We start from the raw sequence: 18,597 nt of genomic DNA, 5'->3' as shown, positions 1-18,597 counted from the left end.
AATACAATCTTTAGTATTTAATTTTCAACTTATTAATGTAACGTTACAGTATATTTGCCACACCTATATGTATTAATGCCAAACTTCACTGCTATACTTTGCTCCTGCTTCTACTAATTTAGAACCTGAATAAATTTTAACAACGACCTGTACTCTGTAATAATATCCCGAATCAACACTTACTGTTTTTGATAGTGTTTTCTTTCCTGTTCCTGAATAAGTCTGTGTCCATGTTTTATATGGTGTATATGCCTTATCACTCTTTGTACATCTTTGTAATGTCATTGTTATTTCGCAGGTTTTGTTGGCTGTCATTTTACATATACCCTCACATGCAGCCTTGTTTCCACTAATTGCTAATGTTGAAGTAATCTGGCTCATATTGGTATATCTTGGTGTTACACCCTCTATATCCGCATTTTGTAATTCCTGTGCTGCTACATTTGTATATGACATCATTACTACAACTCCCAAAAACATACATAAAAATTTTCTAAATCTCTTCATTAAAATTTCCTCCTCTAAAATTTTAGTTCTTTTTCACACTCTCCGCTACCTTAACCAATTCTTCTTTGGTCACTCCGATTCCTTCTACTTCTATAAAATAATCATTCTCTTTCCATAACAACTTATTTGTATTTCCAATTTCCTCATACTCTTTTTCAACATACATAGCTCTTTTTCCGTTGATATCCAAATATTCAACTTTTGCATTTTCCGTATCTATTGAATATGTTGTACTATCAATGTCCTGTTCAAATGTAATGCTATTGTCATTTACATCTGCATATTCTATGCATCTTGATAATGTGCTACACGATGACGTTAATGTACTAAATCCTTCCGGCAAATATGTTACATTGTATTCTTCTGTCCATTCAATATCAAACCTGCCCTCGCTTACCCTTGAACTATTTTCTTTATTAACATCATTAGACTGAATCTGTGTAGCTACTTTAGACTCCTTAACAAGAAATCCCAAAGTTGCGCTTCTCATGGCCGGTACTGATACAACAGATATATTAAACACAATCATAACTACCGCAACAGCCACCGATGCCTTGTAAAACAGGGGAATTCCGTTCTTTTTTTCTTTACTTTTGTTGAATTGCACTTTTTGATTATCAGTAAACAAATCATCCATAAACTTTGTATAATTTTCAGGTAGCGGCTCCCCACTCTGTTTATTTAATTGATTTGCTTCCTCAATGATTTTTTTTCCTTCGTATTCAACATATGTTGATGATGCTTTTTTTAATAATTGCTCAAGCCCTCTTTCATTTCTTATCTTCATTACTCTATCTCCATCTCTTTTTTAATAATATTGAAAAGACGCTTCTTCGCTCTTCCCACATATACATGAACCTGTTCCTGCTTTATGTGAAACATCTCACTTATTTCCTTTTCGCTCATATTCCACAAGTACTTATACACAATCAACTCTGCATCCTTTTGCGACAATTTATCCATATAATTTTTCAAATTGTCCTGCAATTCTTTTCTAGCACAAATTATTTCCGGATATTTGCTTTCATCGTCATCAGGTATCTTTTCAATTTCATTATCTTCAAATCCAAAGTTTACATGTGTATTTTCGCGTTTTCGCTTTCTTGTATAATCAATTGAAATATTCCTGATTATACTAATCAAATAAAACGCAACCTGAGGTTCCTCTAGTTTTCGTATCTTTTCATAATTATTAAACACTTTTATAAATGCTTCGCTTACCATATCATCGGCTATGTGATAATCTCCCACTATCTCATGGGCCCTAGCCCTCATAATACGGTAATACTTTTCATACCAACCGGTTATCTCCCTTTTCTTTTTTTCATTGTTAATCTTCAATTGCGCAATTCCTTTTTCACTAGTAAAATTTCTCCCCTATATTATAAACGATATTAGAGCATAAAACCGAACACATTTTAATGAAAAATTTTATAAATTTCACTAAAATATGTTCGGTTCTCATTTTTCTTTATTTATTACATCTAATCAACTTAGACCATTCTCCAAAGTTCTTTTTCCCATCAATTATCTTATAAGCCCTAACTTTTAAGTAATAGGTTTTATTGGCATTCACTTTTCTTATGACACCTTTATTTTTCTTTACATTAACTGTTTTCTTACTTTTCGTTAATTTTTTATTTTCTCCAACTTTTATCACATAGCCATCCGCATTTTTAACTTTTTTCCATGTAATCTTTAATTTTTTATTTTTTAACGTAGCTTTAACATTTCTAGTTTTATTAATCTTTACACTTATAGGTTTAGTCAATTTTATCATTACAGATGAATCTGAAAATTCTGCTGTAAAATAACTTTCTCCCTTTGGTAAAGTCTTAACATATTCTTCTTTTAATGTTATCTTCATAACATCCGATATAGTTGATACTGTATAATTAGATTCATCAACTTTTATTCCTTTGTATGTCAATTGATTAAATAAATCTGCATAAAATGTGTGTGAAAATGTATTTGATTCCAATAATGCTTCGGCATTTCCACTTCCGTTCCATTTTGAAAAAGAAAAGCTTGCATCCTTAAAGTCAATTTTATGTGTCACAACATAAAGTCTAATAGGAATAATCGCCTTAGCAAATACAGCTTTAAATGAGTACATTCCATCCTGCAAACTTTTTAGATAACTTTCATTTAAACTAATAACAACATTTCCATTCTGTTCTGCTACAGAAAAATGACTATTTGAAACTGTATTCTTATTACATTCCAAATATTCAAATTCATTATATTTAGCAACATCCGAACCTTTTGTCAAATAATCGTTGCCTATTGTTACAGTTGCATTTCCATTTCCGTTCCATGTTCCAAACATTAAATATCCATCTTGATATGTAACCTTTGTAGTATTTCCATATACATTAAGACACATCATTGTCAAAACAGATACCATTAATAATATTAAAGCCTTACCTCTTACCTTCTTTGACATAATTATTGTCTCCTCTCTCTATTATTATTTCACATTATTTAGTTACTCAAAAATATCATATAAATCTTTTATAGTTTTACTTATTCCTGGTTATGCTATATTTTATTTTATCATCATATTAATTTCATTAACCATTTCTCCAAGCCCATTGTTGTTTTGTTCTTTTGTTAGTTCTTTAATATAATTCTGTGGATTAATTGTTTTTCCATTGTATGATACTTCACATATTTTGAAATTTCTCAAATCCATACCAAGCATATATTTCTCATAATCCAATTCTTCTTTATCGCTATAGTAGTTTTTCTTTTCCAACTTATCATAAAATTCATCATGTACAAATTCGATGTTTTTTACTGTTGATGAAAGTTCTATCTTTTGCAACTCACTACAATTAATATTCCACACTTTTGTTCCCACTTCATACATTCCATAAAGAAATGCTGATGACTCTACTGTTTCACATCCCTGCTCAACTTTAACTTCTTTTCGTCTTGATGGAATTCTTATAAGCTTCTTTCCATCTTTTGAATAAATTACACCATTTATTGATTTGTAATTAGGGTCATTTTCCATTACTTCGAAATTGTTTGTCGGAATTGAAGTTATTACATCTATATTTAATGGAGTATTAAATTTTACTGTTTCGATTTTTCTATTATGCTCAATTCTTGTTAACTCTCTATTCGTATAATATTTTGCAACATCACTTCCTAAGCATTCAAAGTTTCCCGGCATAGTAACTTCAGTAAGATTTACACATCCCCTTACTATATTTGCCGCAATCTTTTCTACACTTGCCGGAATTACTATTTTTTCTATTCCGGTTGCTGCAAATGCATATTTCCCTATTTCTTTAACCGTACCTGGAATATTTATTTCTTTTAAATTTTCGCTTCCACTGAATGCCGCTTGTGGAATCTGTTCAATTCCTTCTTCAATATTTACTTTGCTTAAACTATCAATTTCTGAAAAATTAGGAATTTTTCCCTGTCCCTTTATATTCATTACTCCATTTTTTAATGTAATCTTTCCGCCTTTAATTGGCATATTTATGTATTTTGTTTTTGTAAAATTAATTGCATCTTCTTCTAACTCTACAACTGATTTAAATTTAACATTTTTAACTTCAGATTCATTAAATGCATGGCATCCGATTTTATTTAATGTCTTTGGAAATTCTATTTTTTTGATTCCTTTAACAAATCTAAATGCATCATCACAGACAGATTTTACACCTTCTTTGATAATTACTTTCTTTATCTTTCCACTATATTTTCCTGCATCAAATGTCATACTTTCCGGCATTTTTCCCTTACCATATATAGCGAGAACACCTTTTTTAAGTTTCCATTTAACTTTATTCTTTTTATTATTTTGCTTAATATTTTTTGTAGCAGTAGCTCGTTTTGCAGCATATACATTTGTTGGTGCATTATAGATACTTAAACATGATAGCATCATAGCTGCCACTAACATTATTGCGATAAATTTCGATATTCTTTTGCTCATAGAATTACCTCCCACAAGATTGTAATTTCATAATTAACAACTTTTTACTGATTTGACTTAATAGTGTTGTTTAATTCATCAGTCAAATCAAGCACACCATTATTTCTTGTTTTACCAAAAATCTGTTTAATAAACGTTTGTGGTTTTACCGTTCTTCCTTTATAAGTTATTTCCTGCAAATTAAAATCTCTCATACTTAAAGTTTCTATTGTTTCCAGATAATCTCCCATTTTGTTACACTGCTTTTTTTCTGTCCTATCATAATAATTATCTGTTTCAAGACAAATCTGTTTAACTGAATTTGCAAGTTCTATTTTTGTCAAATTACTACATCTTAAAAACCACTCATCGCCATCGCTTTCATACAATCCATAAAGAAACGCTGATGATGCTACATATTCACATCCATCTTCAACTTTTAGTTCTGTTCTCTTTGATGGCACTCTTACTAAATTTCTTCCGTCTTTTGAATATATTACTCCATTTATCACTTTATAATTCGGGTCATTTTTTACTACAACGAAATTATTTGTGTCAATACCTGATATAACATCTAAATTCAATGGTGTATTAAATTTTACAACATCCACATTTGTATCTCTCTTATCAATTACATTTCTCATTGGAGTTGATTCTTCACCATCCCTGGCTATAAACTCAAATTCACCCGGCATTGTTACTTTTGTTAATTTACTGCATTCGCTAAATATATTTGGTCCGATTCTTTTTACACCAGATGGTATATTAATTTCCTTCAATCCTGTTTTTGAAAATGCATTTGCATTTATTTCTTCAACTGTATTTGAAATCTTTAATTTTTTCAAATTAGCACTTCCGGAAAATGCCCACATTGGCAAGGTTGTTATTCCTTTTCCGATATTTATTTCTTTTACATATGCATTTCCCACTCTAACAGGTATTTTCCCTTTACCGGTTATGTTCATCACACCATTTTTTAATAATATTTTTCCACCTTTAATAGGTATGTTTATGTATTTTGCATGATAAAGTTCTAATCCGTTTTCTTTGATTTTAACTTTTGACTTTAATTCAACCTTTTTTAGTTTATTATACTCAAATGCATTTTCCCCTATTTCTTTTAATGACTTTGGAAATTGCACTTCTTTTATGCTTTTTATAAAATAAAATGCATTATCACAAACAGACTCTACTCCCTCTTTAATAATAACCTTCTTTATTTTTCCTTTATATTTTTCATACTCAAAGGTCATATTATTTGGCATTTTTCCCTTCCCATATATTGTAAGTACACCTTTTTTAAGTTTCCACTTAACATTCTGCTTCGTATTTTTTGTAGCAGTAGCATGTTTCGCTGCGTATACGTTTGTTGTTATTCCACACTCGCTCCAACAGGATAACACCATAACTGCCACCAACATGATTGTAATAAATTTATATATTCTTTTACTCATAGAACTACCTCCTGCTAATGCATTTATTTTAATGTTCTTACTTTAACAAACGTATTTGTCGTATATAATATTGCATTTTTTAACTATTATTAATTCCAATTATTATAAGTATTTATTCTACTTCTGATTATTATTTATACTATTACATCACCTCCAGCTACTCTTTCTGTAAAATCCAACAATACACATTTAATATCCATCAAATTTACTTCTTATTATTTGTCATAATCACATCGTCTATGCAGCATATATGCTACACCAATTTACTGTTAATTTTTTTGTTATCTTATTTATAGTTGGAATTAATAAAATTATTTAGTTACTTAAAAATATCATATAAATCTTTTATAGTTTTATTAGGATTTTTGTTAAGAATTGTGTTAGATATGTCTAATCCCCCATATAAAACTAGCCTCTACGTGTCTTTATTGAATATATACTAGTTATATACTCATTGTATAAGTTTAAAATCTATGCGTCAATACGTTTTTATTTTGTCACAATTTGTTTTTTACTATTAACCAACACTAATCTGTCTTTACTTTTATTTAACAATTATATTTATTTTTTATTCAAATCAAAATTAATCCCTTATATTATAAATGATATTAGAACATAAAACCGAACACATTTTAATGAAAAATTTTATAAATTTCACTAAAATATGTTCGGTTTGCATTTTTCTTTATTTATTCATGGTTATGCAATACTTTTCTAATTCCGCACTACTTAAACTTACATTATTTTTAATCACATTTTGAGTTGAATATTTAGCTATTTTTTCATCTTCCGGAAAATTTCTTATATAATCTTTTCCTTCTGATTTAAAAATACATTCATAATCATTTACCGGATCATATGCATTTTCAACCAAATTGCTGTCCATTAAAAATAATATATACTTGTCACCAACATTAGGATATTCTGAATCTGTTGTTTTCTTTTCTATTAATGTATTTTTTCTTTCTTCTACACTTAATTCTTTAAACTTTTCATCTCCTACATTTTCAACTAACTGTTCTACTGTCATATAACCTCCATACAACAAAACCGTTATTTTATCATTCGTATTTACACTTCCTTTAAACTTTTCATTGACTTTTAGTTCCATAACAGTATATGGCTCTCCATATAATACTGTAAAAAACGTATTTTCAACTTCTCCTTCAACGATATACTCAGAATTATTATATAATCCTTCTATCTCTTTACATGATTTTGCAAATGACATTGATGATTTAACAGAAGCCGCCTCTTCCTTCTGTTTTTCCGTAAATTTCATTTTTTTTATGTTTACAGTTTTATCAACTACATTTGTTTTATTATCATTTGTAACCTCAGTTACTTCTTTTTTAGTATTTCGATATGTCAACTCATTTGTATTATTTTGACATCCACTTAGCATCAAAACTATTGATATTATTAAACACGTATAAATTAATTTACTATTCATTTTTCCACCTTCCTCGTCTTTTATTTGCGAAACATTCTACTTATATATATGATTTATATTATTGCAGTCAACTTTTGCCGGCTTATTTCTTTCAATCGCTGTATTTCCATTATCTGACAATATATATCTATCATCATAATTATACATAATAGAACTATTTTGTTTATTTGGCTGGTGGCTCAATCCCATTGCATGACCTATTTCATGCCCAACTAATCCTGTCTTTTTTCGTTGTCCATAGTCTTTGGTTTTATCAGTATCTATATATATAATGTTCCATGTCCAATCTTGTATTGACTGATCATCAACTAACGTACTATATGAATAATAATCTGTCTTTCCAGTTGTATCTCCACCTAAAGTAGTTGTATGTAATTCTATTGTTGCATCACTTTTATTTGAAGATTCTCTAAAAGAAATCGATGTTGTAACACCTGGATCTGATGATGTATTTATCCAATACGAAAATGCATTTCTAATTCTACTAGAGTAATTACTTGAAAAATTCGAATTAATCCAATAATACCTCTTATTATTTCCATAATTTCCTACACCACTTAATATTTTTTTATCATTGAATGTCTTTTTCCCATGTGTACATGATTCTGTGACTGCCATTATTGGAGCCGTTGTACATAAGGATGTAATTCCAACCACTAACATAATAACTATATTTCTTTTTTTCATAGTTAATCCTCCATTTTATTACATCTAATCAACTTAGACCATTCTCCAAAGTTCTTTTTCCCATCAATTATCTTATAAGCCCTAACTTTTAAGTAATAAGTTTTATTGGCATTCACTTTTCTTATGACACCTTTATTTTTCTTTACATTAACTGTTTTCTTACTTTTCGTTAATTTTTTATTTTCTCCAACTTTTATCACATAGCCATCTGCATTTTTAACTTTTTTCCATGTAATATTTAATTTTTTATTTTTTAACGTAGCTTTAACATTTCTAGTTTTATTAATCTTTACACTTATAGGTTTAGTCAATTTTATCATTACAGATGAATCTGAAAATTCTGCTGTAAAATAACTTTCTCCCTCTGGTAAAGTCTTAACATATTCTTCTTTTAATGTTATCTTCATAACATCCGATATAGTTGATACTGTATAATTAGATTCATCAACTTTTATTCCTTTGTATGTCAATTGATTAAATAAATCTGCATAAAATGTGTGTGAAAATGTATTTGATTCCAATAATGCTTCGGCATTTCCACTTCCGTTCCATTTTGAAAAAGAAAAGCTTGCATCCTTAAAGTCAATTTTATGTGTCACAACATAAAGTCTAATAGGAATAATCGCCTTAGCAAATACAGCTTTAAATGAGTACATTCCATCCTGCAGACTTTTTAGATAACTTTCATTTAAACTAATAACAACATTTCCTTTCTGTTCTGCTACAGAAAATTGACTATTTGAAACTGTATTCTTATTACATTCCAAATATTCAAATTCATTATATTTAGCAACATCCGAACCTTTTGTCAAATAATCGTTACCTATTGTGACAGATGCATTTCCATTTCCGTTCCATGTCCCAAACATTAAATATCCATCTTGATATGTAACCTTTGTAGTATTTCCATATACATTAAGACACATCATTGTCAAAACAGATACCATTAATAATATTAAAGCCTTACCTCTTACCTTCTTTGACATAATTATTGTCTCCTCTCTCTATTATTATTTCACATTATTAATTCCAATTATTATAAGTATTTATTCTACTTCTGATTATTATTTATACTATTACATCACCTCCAGCTACTCTTTCTGTAAAATCCAACAATACACATTTAATATCCATCAAATTTACTTCTTATTATTTGTCATCGTCTATTTAGCATATATACTACACCAATTTACTGTTAATTTTTTCTGTTATCTTATTTATAGTTGGAATTAATAAAATTATTTAGTTACTTAAAAATATCATATAAATCTTTTATAGTTTTATTAGGATTTTTGTTAAGAATTGTGTTAGATATGTCTAATCCCCCATATAAAACTAGCCGCAAAGTATCTTTATTGTATATACACTAGTTATATAATCATTATATTGTTTTATAAAGTATGTGTCAACATCTTTTCTATTTTATTACGCATCAATTTATTTTACCATTATTAACCAACACCAATCTATCATTACTTTGAAAAAACAATTATATTTATTTGTTTTTTCACTAGTAAAATTTCTCCCCTATATTATAAACGATATTAGAACACAAAACCGAACACATTTTAATGAAAATTTTTATAATATTTAGAGCTTTTTTTCTTGTAATTTCTATATTACGGATTATAATTCATATTTCTAAAATATCCGTATTCGCATAATTCTAAATAACTAAATATAATATACCCATTCGCATAACTATAAATAGCCTAATATAACATACTGCCATTTATTCTAAAAAAGCCTAATATAGCATCCCCATCCGCATGATTTTAATAAATCCAAATAAAAAAGCGGAGGCACATATGCTTTCGCATATATGCCTCCTAATAGTGATGTATATTATTATGAAATTCTAGCAATCCATCATTGTTTTTCCTTCGCCAACTAATCCGGCAAAGTCATCTACGAATGCGTCAATTGCTGATGTAATTGCTGCATTCTTAATTAATCCTTCAATAACTGCTGTTCCAACTGTTGCAGCACCGATTCCGTATTTTGTAAGTTCAAGAACCTGCTGTGAATTCTTAAAGCTTGCTGCTAATACTTCTGTGTTTAAACCATTGTTTTCAAAAATATCATGGATATCCATAGCTGTCTTAATTCCATCATATCCCATGTTATCAATTCTGTTTACATAAGGTGCAGCGTATTTTGCTCCTGCCTTTGCAGCTAAAAATCCCTGCATTGGTGTGTAAATTGCTGTTGCTGTAATATTTACACCCTGAGCGCTTAATATCTTCATTGCCTTAAGTCCCTGTGGAGTTGTAGGAATCTTAACAAATGTATTTTCTCCAAGTCTTTCTCTTATTACAGCTGCTTCCTTAACCATGCCTTCAGCATCCTTAGAAACAACCTGAACATGAAGTTCACCGTCTTTTCCAACGATTTCTCTAAGTTCAGTTAATACTTCGTATGGATTTCTTCCACTCTTAGCTAAAATTGATGGGTTTGTTGTTACACCATCACATGGATATAAATCCCAAATCTCTCTTACTTTTTCAATGTCTGCATCGTCAATAATAAATTTCATCTTAATTTCCTCCTAGAATATTGGATTGTATAATTTAGGGTATTTGCTTTCGCAAATATCATAGTTGCCTTAGTTTTATTTAAATCTCCAGAATCAGATTTTTGATTCCATTATCAGTCGCTATCTTTCCAAATGCTCTCATTTCGCTGTCTTTATACATTGGTGGATTATCTTCATAGCAAAACTTCATGTCTACCATGTCATATTTTGCTTCCGCTAATGGATTATAATTCAGCAATTCATAATGCACATCCGGATAAATACCACTAATAAACTTTGCAATTTGGGCAATATTTTCTTCATTAGTGGTAATTCCCGGAATTAATGGAGTTCTGATAACTACTTCATCTCTTAAATCAGAGGTAAGCAGAATTTCAAGATTTTTCTTAATTAATTCATTGCTTACTCCTGTATATTTTTTATGTTGTTCTTCGTCAATAATTTTGCAATCTGCAAATACATGGTCTAAATACTTTATTGCTTCTCTTACAACTTCCGACTTTACATTTAACGCTGTCTCAATTGATGTTGCAATTTTCTTTTCCTTTAACCCTTTAAGTATTCCTATTGCAAATTCATGTTGGAATAATGGTTCTCCGCCTGACAGCGTAACTCCACCTCCGTATTTGAAAAAAGGTTCATCTTTACTTGCTTCCTCAATTACCTCTTCAACTGTCATCTCTCTCGAGTCCATTGTTAATGCAACTGCCGGGCATGCATCTATGATTTCTTCCCAATTTTCATCTTTAGAAATATCCAATTTAATATTTCCGTCATGTTCGTATACACCACCATTCTTTGCTGTGTGTACACATGTGTTGCAATGAATACATTTATTAGGGAAATACAAAGGTCTCTGCTTTATTGAAATTCCCTCAGGATTCTGACACCATACGCATTTTAAAGTACATCCTTTTAAAAATATGGTTGTTCGAATTCCTTTTCCATCGTGTGTCGAGAATCTTTTAAAATCAAATACATATCCTTTCATAGATTCCACCTTTTTTCATTTGTCCTAAGAATACATGATGAATTTTTAGGATATCAAATTATATTCTAACAGGCGGTCTAACCTGTCTGCTTTACGTTTTCCTGATATTTATATTTTACCTTTTTATTGTTTATTTTTAAACATCTATTTTAAATATCATTGTAACTTGTTCTTGCAATTATTTCATTCTGAAGTTCGTCAGCCAATTCTACAAAATATGCTGTATAACCTGCTACACGAACTGTTAATCCTCTGTATGCTTCAGGATTTTTCTGAGCTGCCTGTAAATCTTCTTTTCTAACTACATTAAACTGAATATGTGGTATTTCCAAATCAACAAATGTACGAAGCATTTTTGCAAATTTGTCTATTCCATTCTCTGTCTTAAAGAATTCAGGAAGGAATTTCATATTTAATAATCCACCATTTGTTGTCCAGCTCTTATCTAATCTTGAAACTGATTTCAATACTGCTGTAGGTCCGTTTGTATCACGTCCGTATACAGGTGACATTCCTCCATCTGCTAAAGGTGTTCCTGCATATCTTCCATCAGGTGATGCACCTACATTTTCTCCCATTGGTACATGAGCTGAAACTGTATACATACCTGTGTGATATAAACCACCACGGTAGTTTTTGTAATTTTTTAATCTTTCTCTAAAGTATCCTGCCCATTTAGCACCTAATTCATCTACCCACTCAACATCATTTCCGTATTTAGGAACTTTGTTGAGTAACATTGTTCTTAAAATTTCATCTTCTTCAAAGTTAGTTTCAAGTGCTTTAAGTAATCTTTCTTTTGATACTTTCTTTTCATCAAATACTAACTGTTTTACTGCTGCCAAACTGTCAGCTAAGTTAGCAACCTGAATCATCTGAATTCCTGAAAGGTTGTAATGCGCACCACCTCTTGTTACATCCATTCCTTTATCCATACAGTCATTAATTACTGCTGAAAGGAAAGGTGTTGGAAGTAAATCCATATGAGCTTTTTCAACCTGTTCGCATGCAAGAATCATCTTGTCCATATAGTAATCAACATGTGCCTTGAATGCATTTTCTAAATCTTCAAATGTTTCATATTCTGTAAGTTTTCCTCTATCAGGTGCAATCTGTTTTCCTGTAAGTAAATCAACACCACCTGTTAATGTTACTTCAAGAACTTTATTTAAGTTAAACATTGCTGCATCTGACCATCCAAGGTTATCTCCCTGTGTTGTAAGTTCAACACAACCTACGATTGCGTAATTTCTTGCATCTTTAGGTTCAACCTTCAAATCTTCAATCATTGCCGGAACAACTGCTTTATCATTAAAGAACTGTGGCATACCACTTCCAAGTGATACAACTTTGATTGCTGCCTTCAATAATTTATCACTAGTCTTTTCACACAATCTTACTGAAAGATTTGGCTGTGGAAGACCAATGTGTTCCTGCGCTTTTAAGTAAATATATGAAAGTTCATTTTCAAATGGTTCTCCATTCTCATCCTGTCCACCAACTGCAATATTAAATCCAATCGGGAAACCTGCGAAGAACTTAGCACTATTTGAATTTCTCATATATACTATTTCATTAAATTTTAACCATAAGCATTCTGTTATTTCTAATGCATCCTGTTCTGTCATAACACCGTCGTCGATATCTTTCTTAAAATATGGATACATAAATGTGTCCATTCTTCCCGGTGAAAATGATGATGCATTTGATTCCATCTGAAGAATTACAAATAAGAACCAGATTGCCTGATTTGCTTCATGGAAATTTTGTGCCGGTCTTTCTGCAATATTCTTACAGTTTTCTGCAACCTTTTTCATGTTGTCAACATATTCAGGATATTCGTTTGCTTTCTCAAGGCATAAATCATGATATCTCATTATGAAATTAATAACACCTTCCATAACTGTGCTTACGCTCTTGTAAAATAATTTCTTCTCTTCATCCGTTTCTTTATTGTAATGATCATCAGCTTCTGCCTTTAATCCTGCCGGTCCTTTTTCAAGCCATCCTTTGCAGTCAGGATTGATGTGACCCTGTGCATGGTCTTTCTGATTTATCTTTACAATCTTAGCAATTTCATCTATTTCTTTTCCATATCTTGCTCTTAAAACATCTTCGAGTGATTTTCCCTGCCAGTATGGATATATAACGTCTCTAAAATATGAGATGTCTTCTTCATGTACATTAAATTTGTCCTGTGGACGTGTAGGTAATGTTTCAAATTCCTTGTTTACCCATGTACTTCCGCTTTCCGGGAAAACTACTCCGTAACGAACTCCTGCTGTTCTGTTACCTACAATCATTTCTTCAGGTTCAACACTAATATTGATTTTCTCTAAACAATTCTTTAAAGAATAAGCTCTCTGCATGATTCTTGGTTCATCCTCATGCTGCTTATATGTGTCAGTAATTATCTTAGCCTGCTCAATTGACGCATATCTCTTTTCAGAAAGCATCTTATCTTTTAAAACTGAAATTCTTTCTTTCATAACCAACTCGCTCATAATTACTCCTTTCAAATATATGTTTTTCATTTATTATTTTTTCCCAGTTATTATTGTTTGTTATATTCTGTATTTCTTCCAGGATTATTCGTTATTCACTGTAATTTTATTCTATAATAACCCTTCTCGTATGTCAATGTATTTATTATTGTTTGTTATTACTTTTTATTGTTTGTTATTGTTTTTTAATCCCTAATTTGCACTATCGATGATGAAATTTCTTCTGTACAAACTGCGATTTTATTATGAAACGTTTTTACATATTTTTTAATATAAAAAAACAGATAAAATCCATTATGATACTAAATTTTAACTAAAACATATTTTTATTAATACGTCTAAAAATTTTTATCAATTATAGATTTTATCTGTTTCAATTTTTTGTTTATGCAAACCACTGTATTCCATATCTCTCTATATTTTCTTTTATTTCTTTTTCAGGTTTGCTGTCTAAAATGAATCCTTCAAATTCACCAACTGTTGAATATCTGTAATTTCCATCTATGGAAAATTTTCTGTTCTCAAGCATCACATAACTTTTGTTACTTGCTTCCATGATTGCTTTTTTTGTCATTGCATCATCAACAGCATATGTATAAACACAATCTTTTTCCAAATCTACTCCTGCTGAACCCATAAACGCTTTATCAAATCTGAATTCTTTAATTTGATTATTTGTCAGTGTTCCAACAAAACCATCTCTACCTCTGCTTAATGTTCCTCCCAAAAATACAAGTTTAGTATCAACCGGAGATGTGAATGTAAGCATTACATCAATCATATTTGTAACTATTGTTATCTTAAGATTTGCCTGAACTATTAACTTAACTAATTCAATATTGGCTGTAGATATATCAAGAAATATTACATCTCCTTCTTCAATCAAACTTAATGCTTTTTCGGCAATTCTATTTTTTTCTTTTGTAAATTTTCCAATACGTTGCGAAACATACAAATCATGAATGTTGGTTCTTACCTTAACAGCACCACCATAAGTCTTTTTGAGAAGTCCTTTTCGCTCTAATATTGTCAAATCTTTTCTTATACTATCTTGTGTTACATCAAACTTTTTACTTAAGTCTTTTACTAACACTGAGCCTTCTCTATTTAAAATTTCAACAATCTTTTCATGTCTTTCGGATGCTAACATATGTACCTCCTGTCATATGACCCTAAATCATTTTCCTTTTATTATACAATATTGTTGATTATTTTACATTTTTTGTCAAGTTTTCAAAAATTATCTCTCCAACTCCACCCGCATTATTGTCCGATTTTGTTATATGCTTTGCAGCTGATTTTGCTTTTTCATTTCCGTTTACAAGTGCATATGACTCTCCTGCCCACTTAAGCATTGTCACATCATTTCCTGAATCTCCAAATGCCATTACTTCCTCTGCTTTTATTCCTAATTTGTCAGAAAGCCATGCAAGTCCGTTTCCTTTATCGGCACCCGTCCCTGTTATTTCGATGTTTCCTACAAATCCTGCAGTATATACAAGATTAGGTATTTTACTTAAGGCATCCATTATTTCCTGAACTACCTTTGTATCAACATAATCTACATTAAACTTTTCAATTGGAACATTATCAACTACTTCCTGTAAATCTTTTGTTAATTTCATTCTTTTTCTATATTCAACCAAAAATACTTCCGGTAATCCTTCAGTATTGAGGAAATTGTCATATGAATATTTATTAACATAAGCTTCCTGTCCTGCATAAATTTGAAATACTGCATTGTGATCAACTAATATTTTTAATATTTTCTTTCCCGCTTCTTTGCTAATATAATTTCCTTTAATAACTTCGTTTGTTGTACCATCAACTACAATTGCACCATTTGATAACACCATATAGTCAACGCATCCAACATCATCTATTTCTTTTTGTGAAATTGATTGTGTTCTACCTGTCGACATAACAACTTTTATTTCCTGTTCATGTGCCATTTTCATAGCTTCGATATTTTTTTCATTAATCGTTAAATGATCATCTCCTACAAAAGTTCCATCAACATCAAATGCAATTAATTTAATACTCATTTCTTTCTCCTCTTGATTGATTTGTCCATTTTAATTAGAGACATACACTCGTCTCCAAATCCTGTATGCATCTTTTCCGACACATACAACCACATAATACTATATAAACTTATTATTTTCTACAATTAAATTTATGGTTATAACCGGCATTTAATTGTATACACTACCAATTTATCTTTTATTCTCTGTTATAAAAAACTCTCGAATGAATAATCAAACGAGAGTTTTTATAATTAATTCCGGCTATTTATTCATAGCCTTTTATTAAAATTTTACTTTAATAATTCTAATACTTCTTCTTCTGTTACACATTTCATTACTTTTTCAGCTAATGCTTTACATTCATCTATGTTGCAATCTGAGATTGTCTTTCTTGTTTTTAATACGCTTGTAGCACTTACACTGAATTCATCTAAGCCAAATGCTAACAACAATGGTATAAGTTTCGGATCAGCTGCTGCTTCACCACACATTCCAACCATAATTCCTTCTGCTTTACCACATTCAATAATTCTCTTGATTGCACGAAGAACTGCCGGATTATATGTTGAGTAAAGGTATGCAACTTTCGCATTTCCTCTATCAACAGCCATTGTATAACCTGTCAAATCATTAGTTCCAATACTAAAGAAATCTGCTTCCTTAGCAAGTGCATCTGCCATCATACATGCTGCAGGTGTTTCCATCATTACACCGACTTTAACATCTTTATTGTAAGCAATTCCATCTTTATCTAACTGACGCTTAATATCTTCAAGAATCACCTTAACTGCACGAAGTTCATCTACTCCTGTTACAAGTGGAACCATTATCTTGATATCTCCAAATGCACTTGCTCTAAGAAGTGCTCTCAACTGTACTTCGTAGATATCTCTTCTCTTTAAGCAGAAACGAATTGCTCTAAATCCTAAGAATGGATTTTCTTCTGTTTCTAATCCTAAGTAAGGGATTGCCTTATCTCCACCTATATCAAGCGTTCTAATAATTACAGGTTTTCCTTTCATTGTCTCAGCAACTTTCTTGTATGCTTCAAACTGTTCTTCTTCTGTTGGAACACTATCTCTATCCATAAATAAAAATTCTGTTCTGAAAAGACCAATTCCTTCGCCGTCGCATTCAACAACTTTATCTGCATCTTCAGGCTTACCAATATTTGAAACTAATTCAACCTTAACGCCGTCTTTTGTTTGAGATGGTTTACCCTTGTATGCTTTTAACAATTCTTTTTCTGCTGCATAATCAGCAAATTTCTTTTCAAATTCTTTAACTGTTGCTTCATCAGGATTAACAATTGCTTCTCCCTTGCTTCCATCAAGAACTACTGTATCTCCATTTTTAACAATTCCACAAATTCCTTCAATACTTAATACCGCAGGTATTTCCATTGCTCTTGCAAGAATTGCTGAGTGAGATGTTCTTCCACCTACTTCTGTTAAAATTCCTGCAATGTTAGCCGGATTAATTCCTGCTGTCATAGATGGTGTTAAATCTCTTGCAACTAATACAGTATTTTCAGGTACCTGTGAAATATCAACTTCTTCAATACCCATCAAAATCTTAAGCATACGTGACTTAATATCCATTAAATCTGTTGCTCTCTGCTGAATTAATTCATCAGGAACTGCTGCAAACATTTCTGCTGTCTGGTCAAGTACCTGTTCTAATGCCATTTCTGCTGAAATCTTCTCGCTTATCATCAATGCTGAAATCTGTTCTTCAATCATTGGATCCTGAAGCATAATAATATGACCTCTTAAAATATCAGCATCCTGTTCTCCAACAGTCTTTGCCATCTTGTCTGCCATTTCATTTGTTATTGAAACAAATTTTTCAATAGCATCCTGTAATCTTTTTAATTCTGCATCTGTATCTGTAACGCTTTTCTTTTCAACTGTTAAATCATGTTCTTCAATTAACACTACTTTTCCGATTCCGATTCCTTCAGAACCTGCAATACCTTTATACATAAGCATTCCTCACAATCTAATCTTATTCACCAAAGTTCTGTGATTCTAATTCTTCAATCTTAGCCATAGCTGCTGCTTCGTCTTCTCCATCACATTCAAATGTAACTTCTGAACCACATTTAATACATGCTGAAATAATGTTAATTAAGCTCTTAGCATTAATTCTCTTATCTCCAAATACGATTGTTACGTCACATACAAATTTGCCCATTTCCTTTGCTACAACTCCTGCCGGTCTCATGTGTAATCCTTCTGCGTTTTCAATTTTAACTGTTCTACTTACCATTTCTTTTTCCTCCTTAATTTCTAAATAAATCTTAATATATACATCAATACAATCTTTTGTATTATTTCCAAATCCACATTGTTCTATTTAAATTTTATATTTTTCTTTCACAAATACTAATACTACTACTATTTTCAGTTTAAAACGGGCAGGCATTTTGCATGTCTGCCCATTTTGATTCTACGCTTACTGTGTACCCTTCAAATCTTCAATCCCCTATGGTAATAATTTAT

16 protein-coding genes are annotated in these 18,597 nt (G+C 30.7%); all 16 read right to left on the bottom strand.

Annotated features, from left to right (window positions below):
* Nucleotides 1-72 precede the first annotated feature (72 nt).
* The 16 genes from CCC31_RS07715 to CCC31_RS07640 all read right to left on the bottom strand — a co-directional run bounded on the left by CCC31_RS07715 (nt 73) and on the right by CCC31_RS07640 (nt 18,364).
* Nucleotides 73-507 carry a hypothetical protein gene (locus CCC31_RS07715; RefSeq protein ID WP_117910736.1) on the bottom strand — a complete coding sequence of 145 codons (435 nt, stop codon included), beginning with the start codon at nt 505-507 and terminating at the stop codon, nt 73-75.
* 22 nt (nt 508-529) lie between these two features.
* Complete coding sequence (locus CCC31_RS07710) at nt 530-1,294, bottom strand: DUF4367 domain-containing protein (protein ID WP_117910735.1); 765 nt, start codon at nt 1,292-1,294, stop codon at nt 530-532.
* Complete coding sequence (locus tag CCC31_RS07705; RefSeq protein WP_158562719.1) at nt 1,294-1,848, bottom strand: sigma-70 family RNA polymerase sigma factor; 555 nt, start codon at nt 1,846-1,848, stop codon at nt 1,294-1,296. Before CCC31_RS07705 ends, CCC31_RS07710 begins: the two co-directional genes overlap by 1 nt.
* Nucleotides 1,849-1,978: 130 nt before the next feature.
* The gene (locus CCC31_RS07700) at nt 1,979-2,953 is read right to left on the bottom strand and encodes a hypothetical protein (protein ID WP_290850713.1); all 975 of its coding nucleotides are present in this window, start codon (nt 2,951-2,953) and stop codon (nt 1,979-1,981) included.
* A gap of 102 nt (nt 2,954-3,055) precedes the next feature.
* On the bottom strand, nt 3,056-4,462 hold the full coding sequence (locus CCC31_RS07695) for a leucine-rich repeat domain-containing protein (protein WP_290850711.1): 1,407 nt from the start codon (nt 4,460-4,462) through the stop codon (nt 3,056-3,058).
* Nucleotides 4,463-4,506: 44 nt separating this feature from the next.
* Nucleotides 4,507-5,895 (bottom strand): leucine-rich repeat domain-containing protein, encoded by a 1,389-nt coding sequence (locus CCC31_RS07690; protein ID WP_290850709.1) that lies wholly within the window; start codon nt 5,893-5,895, stop codon nt 4,507-4,509.
* 685 nt (nt 5,896-6,580) lie between these two features.
* On the bottom strand, nt 6,581-7,348 hold the full coding sequence (locus tag CCC31_RS07685) for a hypothetical protein (protein ID WP_117910793.1): 768 nt from the start codon (nt 7,346-7,348) through the stop codon (nt 6,581-6,583).
* A 36-nt stretch (nt 7,349-7,384) separates the two neighbouring features.
* Entirely contained in the window at nt 7,385-8,035 is a 651-nt protein-coding gene (locus tag CCC31_RS07680) for a matrixin family metalloprotease (RefSeq protein WP_118565957.1), read from the bottom strand.
* Between the two features lie 2 nt (nt 8,036-8,037).
* Entirely contained in the window at nt 8,038-9,021 is a 984-nt protein-coding gene (locus tag CCC31_RS07675) for a hypothetical protein (RefSeq protein ID WP_290850705.1), read from the bottom strand.
* 872 nt (nt 9,022-9,893) lie between these two features.
* Nucleotides 9,894-10,571, bottom strand: a complete 678-nt coding sequence (locus CCC31_RS07670) for a transaldolase family protein (RefSeq protein ID WP_022089167.1) — start codon at nt 10,569-10,571, stop codon at nt 9,894-9,896.
* A 79-nt stretch (nt 10,572-10,650) separates the two neighbouring features.
* Nucleotides 10,651-11,562 carry a glycyl-radical enzyme activating protein gene (locus tag CCC31_RS07665; RefSeq protein ID WP_117910705.1) on the bottom strand — a complete coding sequence of 304 codons (912 nt, stop codon included), beginning with the start codon at nt 11,560-11,562 and terminating at the stop codon, nt 10,651-10,653.
* 149 nt (nt 11,563-11,711) lie between these two features.
* Nucleotides 11,712-14,066 (bottom strand): formate C-acetyltransferase/glycerol dehydratase family glycyl radical enzyme, encoded by a 2,355-nt coding sequence (locus CCC31_RS07660; RefSeq protein WP_290850700.1) that lies wholly within the window; start codon nt 14,064-14,066, stop codon nt 11,712-11,714.
* A 385-nt stretch (nt 14,067-14,451) separates the two neighbouring features.
* Nucleotides 14,452-15,216, bottom strand: a complete 765-nt coding sequence (locus CCC31_RS07655; RefSeq protein ID WP_117910703.1) for a DeoR/GlpR family DNA-binding transcription regulator — start codon at nt 15,214-15,216, stop codon at nt 14,452-14,454.
* A gap of 58 nt (nt 15,217-15,274) precedes the next feature.
* Complete coding sequence (locus CCC31_RS07650) at nt 15,275-16,111, bottom strand: Cof-type HAD-IIB family hydrolase (RefSeq protein ID WP_290850698.1); 837 nt, start codon at nt 16,109-16,111, stop codon at nt 15,275-15,277.
* A 272-nt stretch (nt 16,112-16,383) separates the two neighbouring features.
* Nucleotides 16,384-18,078 (bottom strand): phosphoenolpyruvate--protein phosphotransferase, encoded by a 1,695-nt coding sequence (ptsP, locus tag CCC31_RS07645; RefSeq protein WP_290850696.1) that lies wholly within the window; start codon nt 18,076-18,078, stop codon nt 16,384-16,386.
* A gap of 22 nt (nt 18,079-18,100) precedes the next feature.
* Nucleotides 18,101-18,364 (bottom strand): HPr family phosphocarrier protein, encoded by a 264-nt coding sequence (locus tag CCC31_RS07640; protein WP_117910700.1) that lies wholly within the window; start codon nt 18,362-18,364, stop codon nt 18,101-18,103.
* Nucleotides 18,365-18,597: the final 233 nt, after the last annotated feature.

The sequence above is a fragment of the Eubacterium sp. LMAG:50 genome (assembly GCF_008680265.1).
Lineage (GTDB): Bacteria > Bacillota > Clostridia > Lachnospirales > Lachnospiraceae > Eubacterium_U > Eubacterium_U album.
This window is presented reverse-complemented; position numbering and strand designations above follow the sequence as displayed.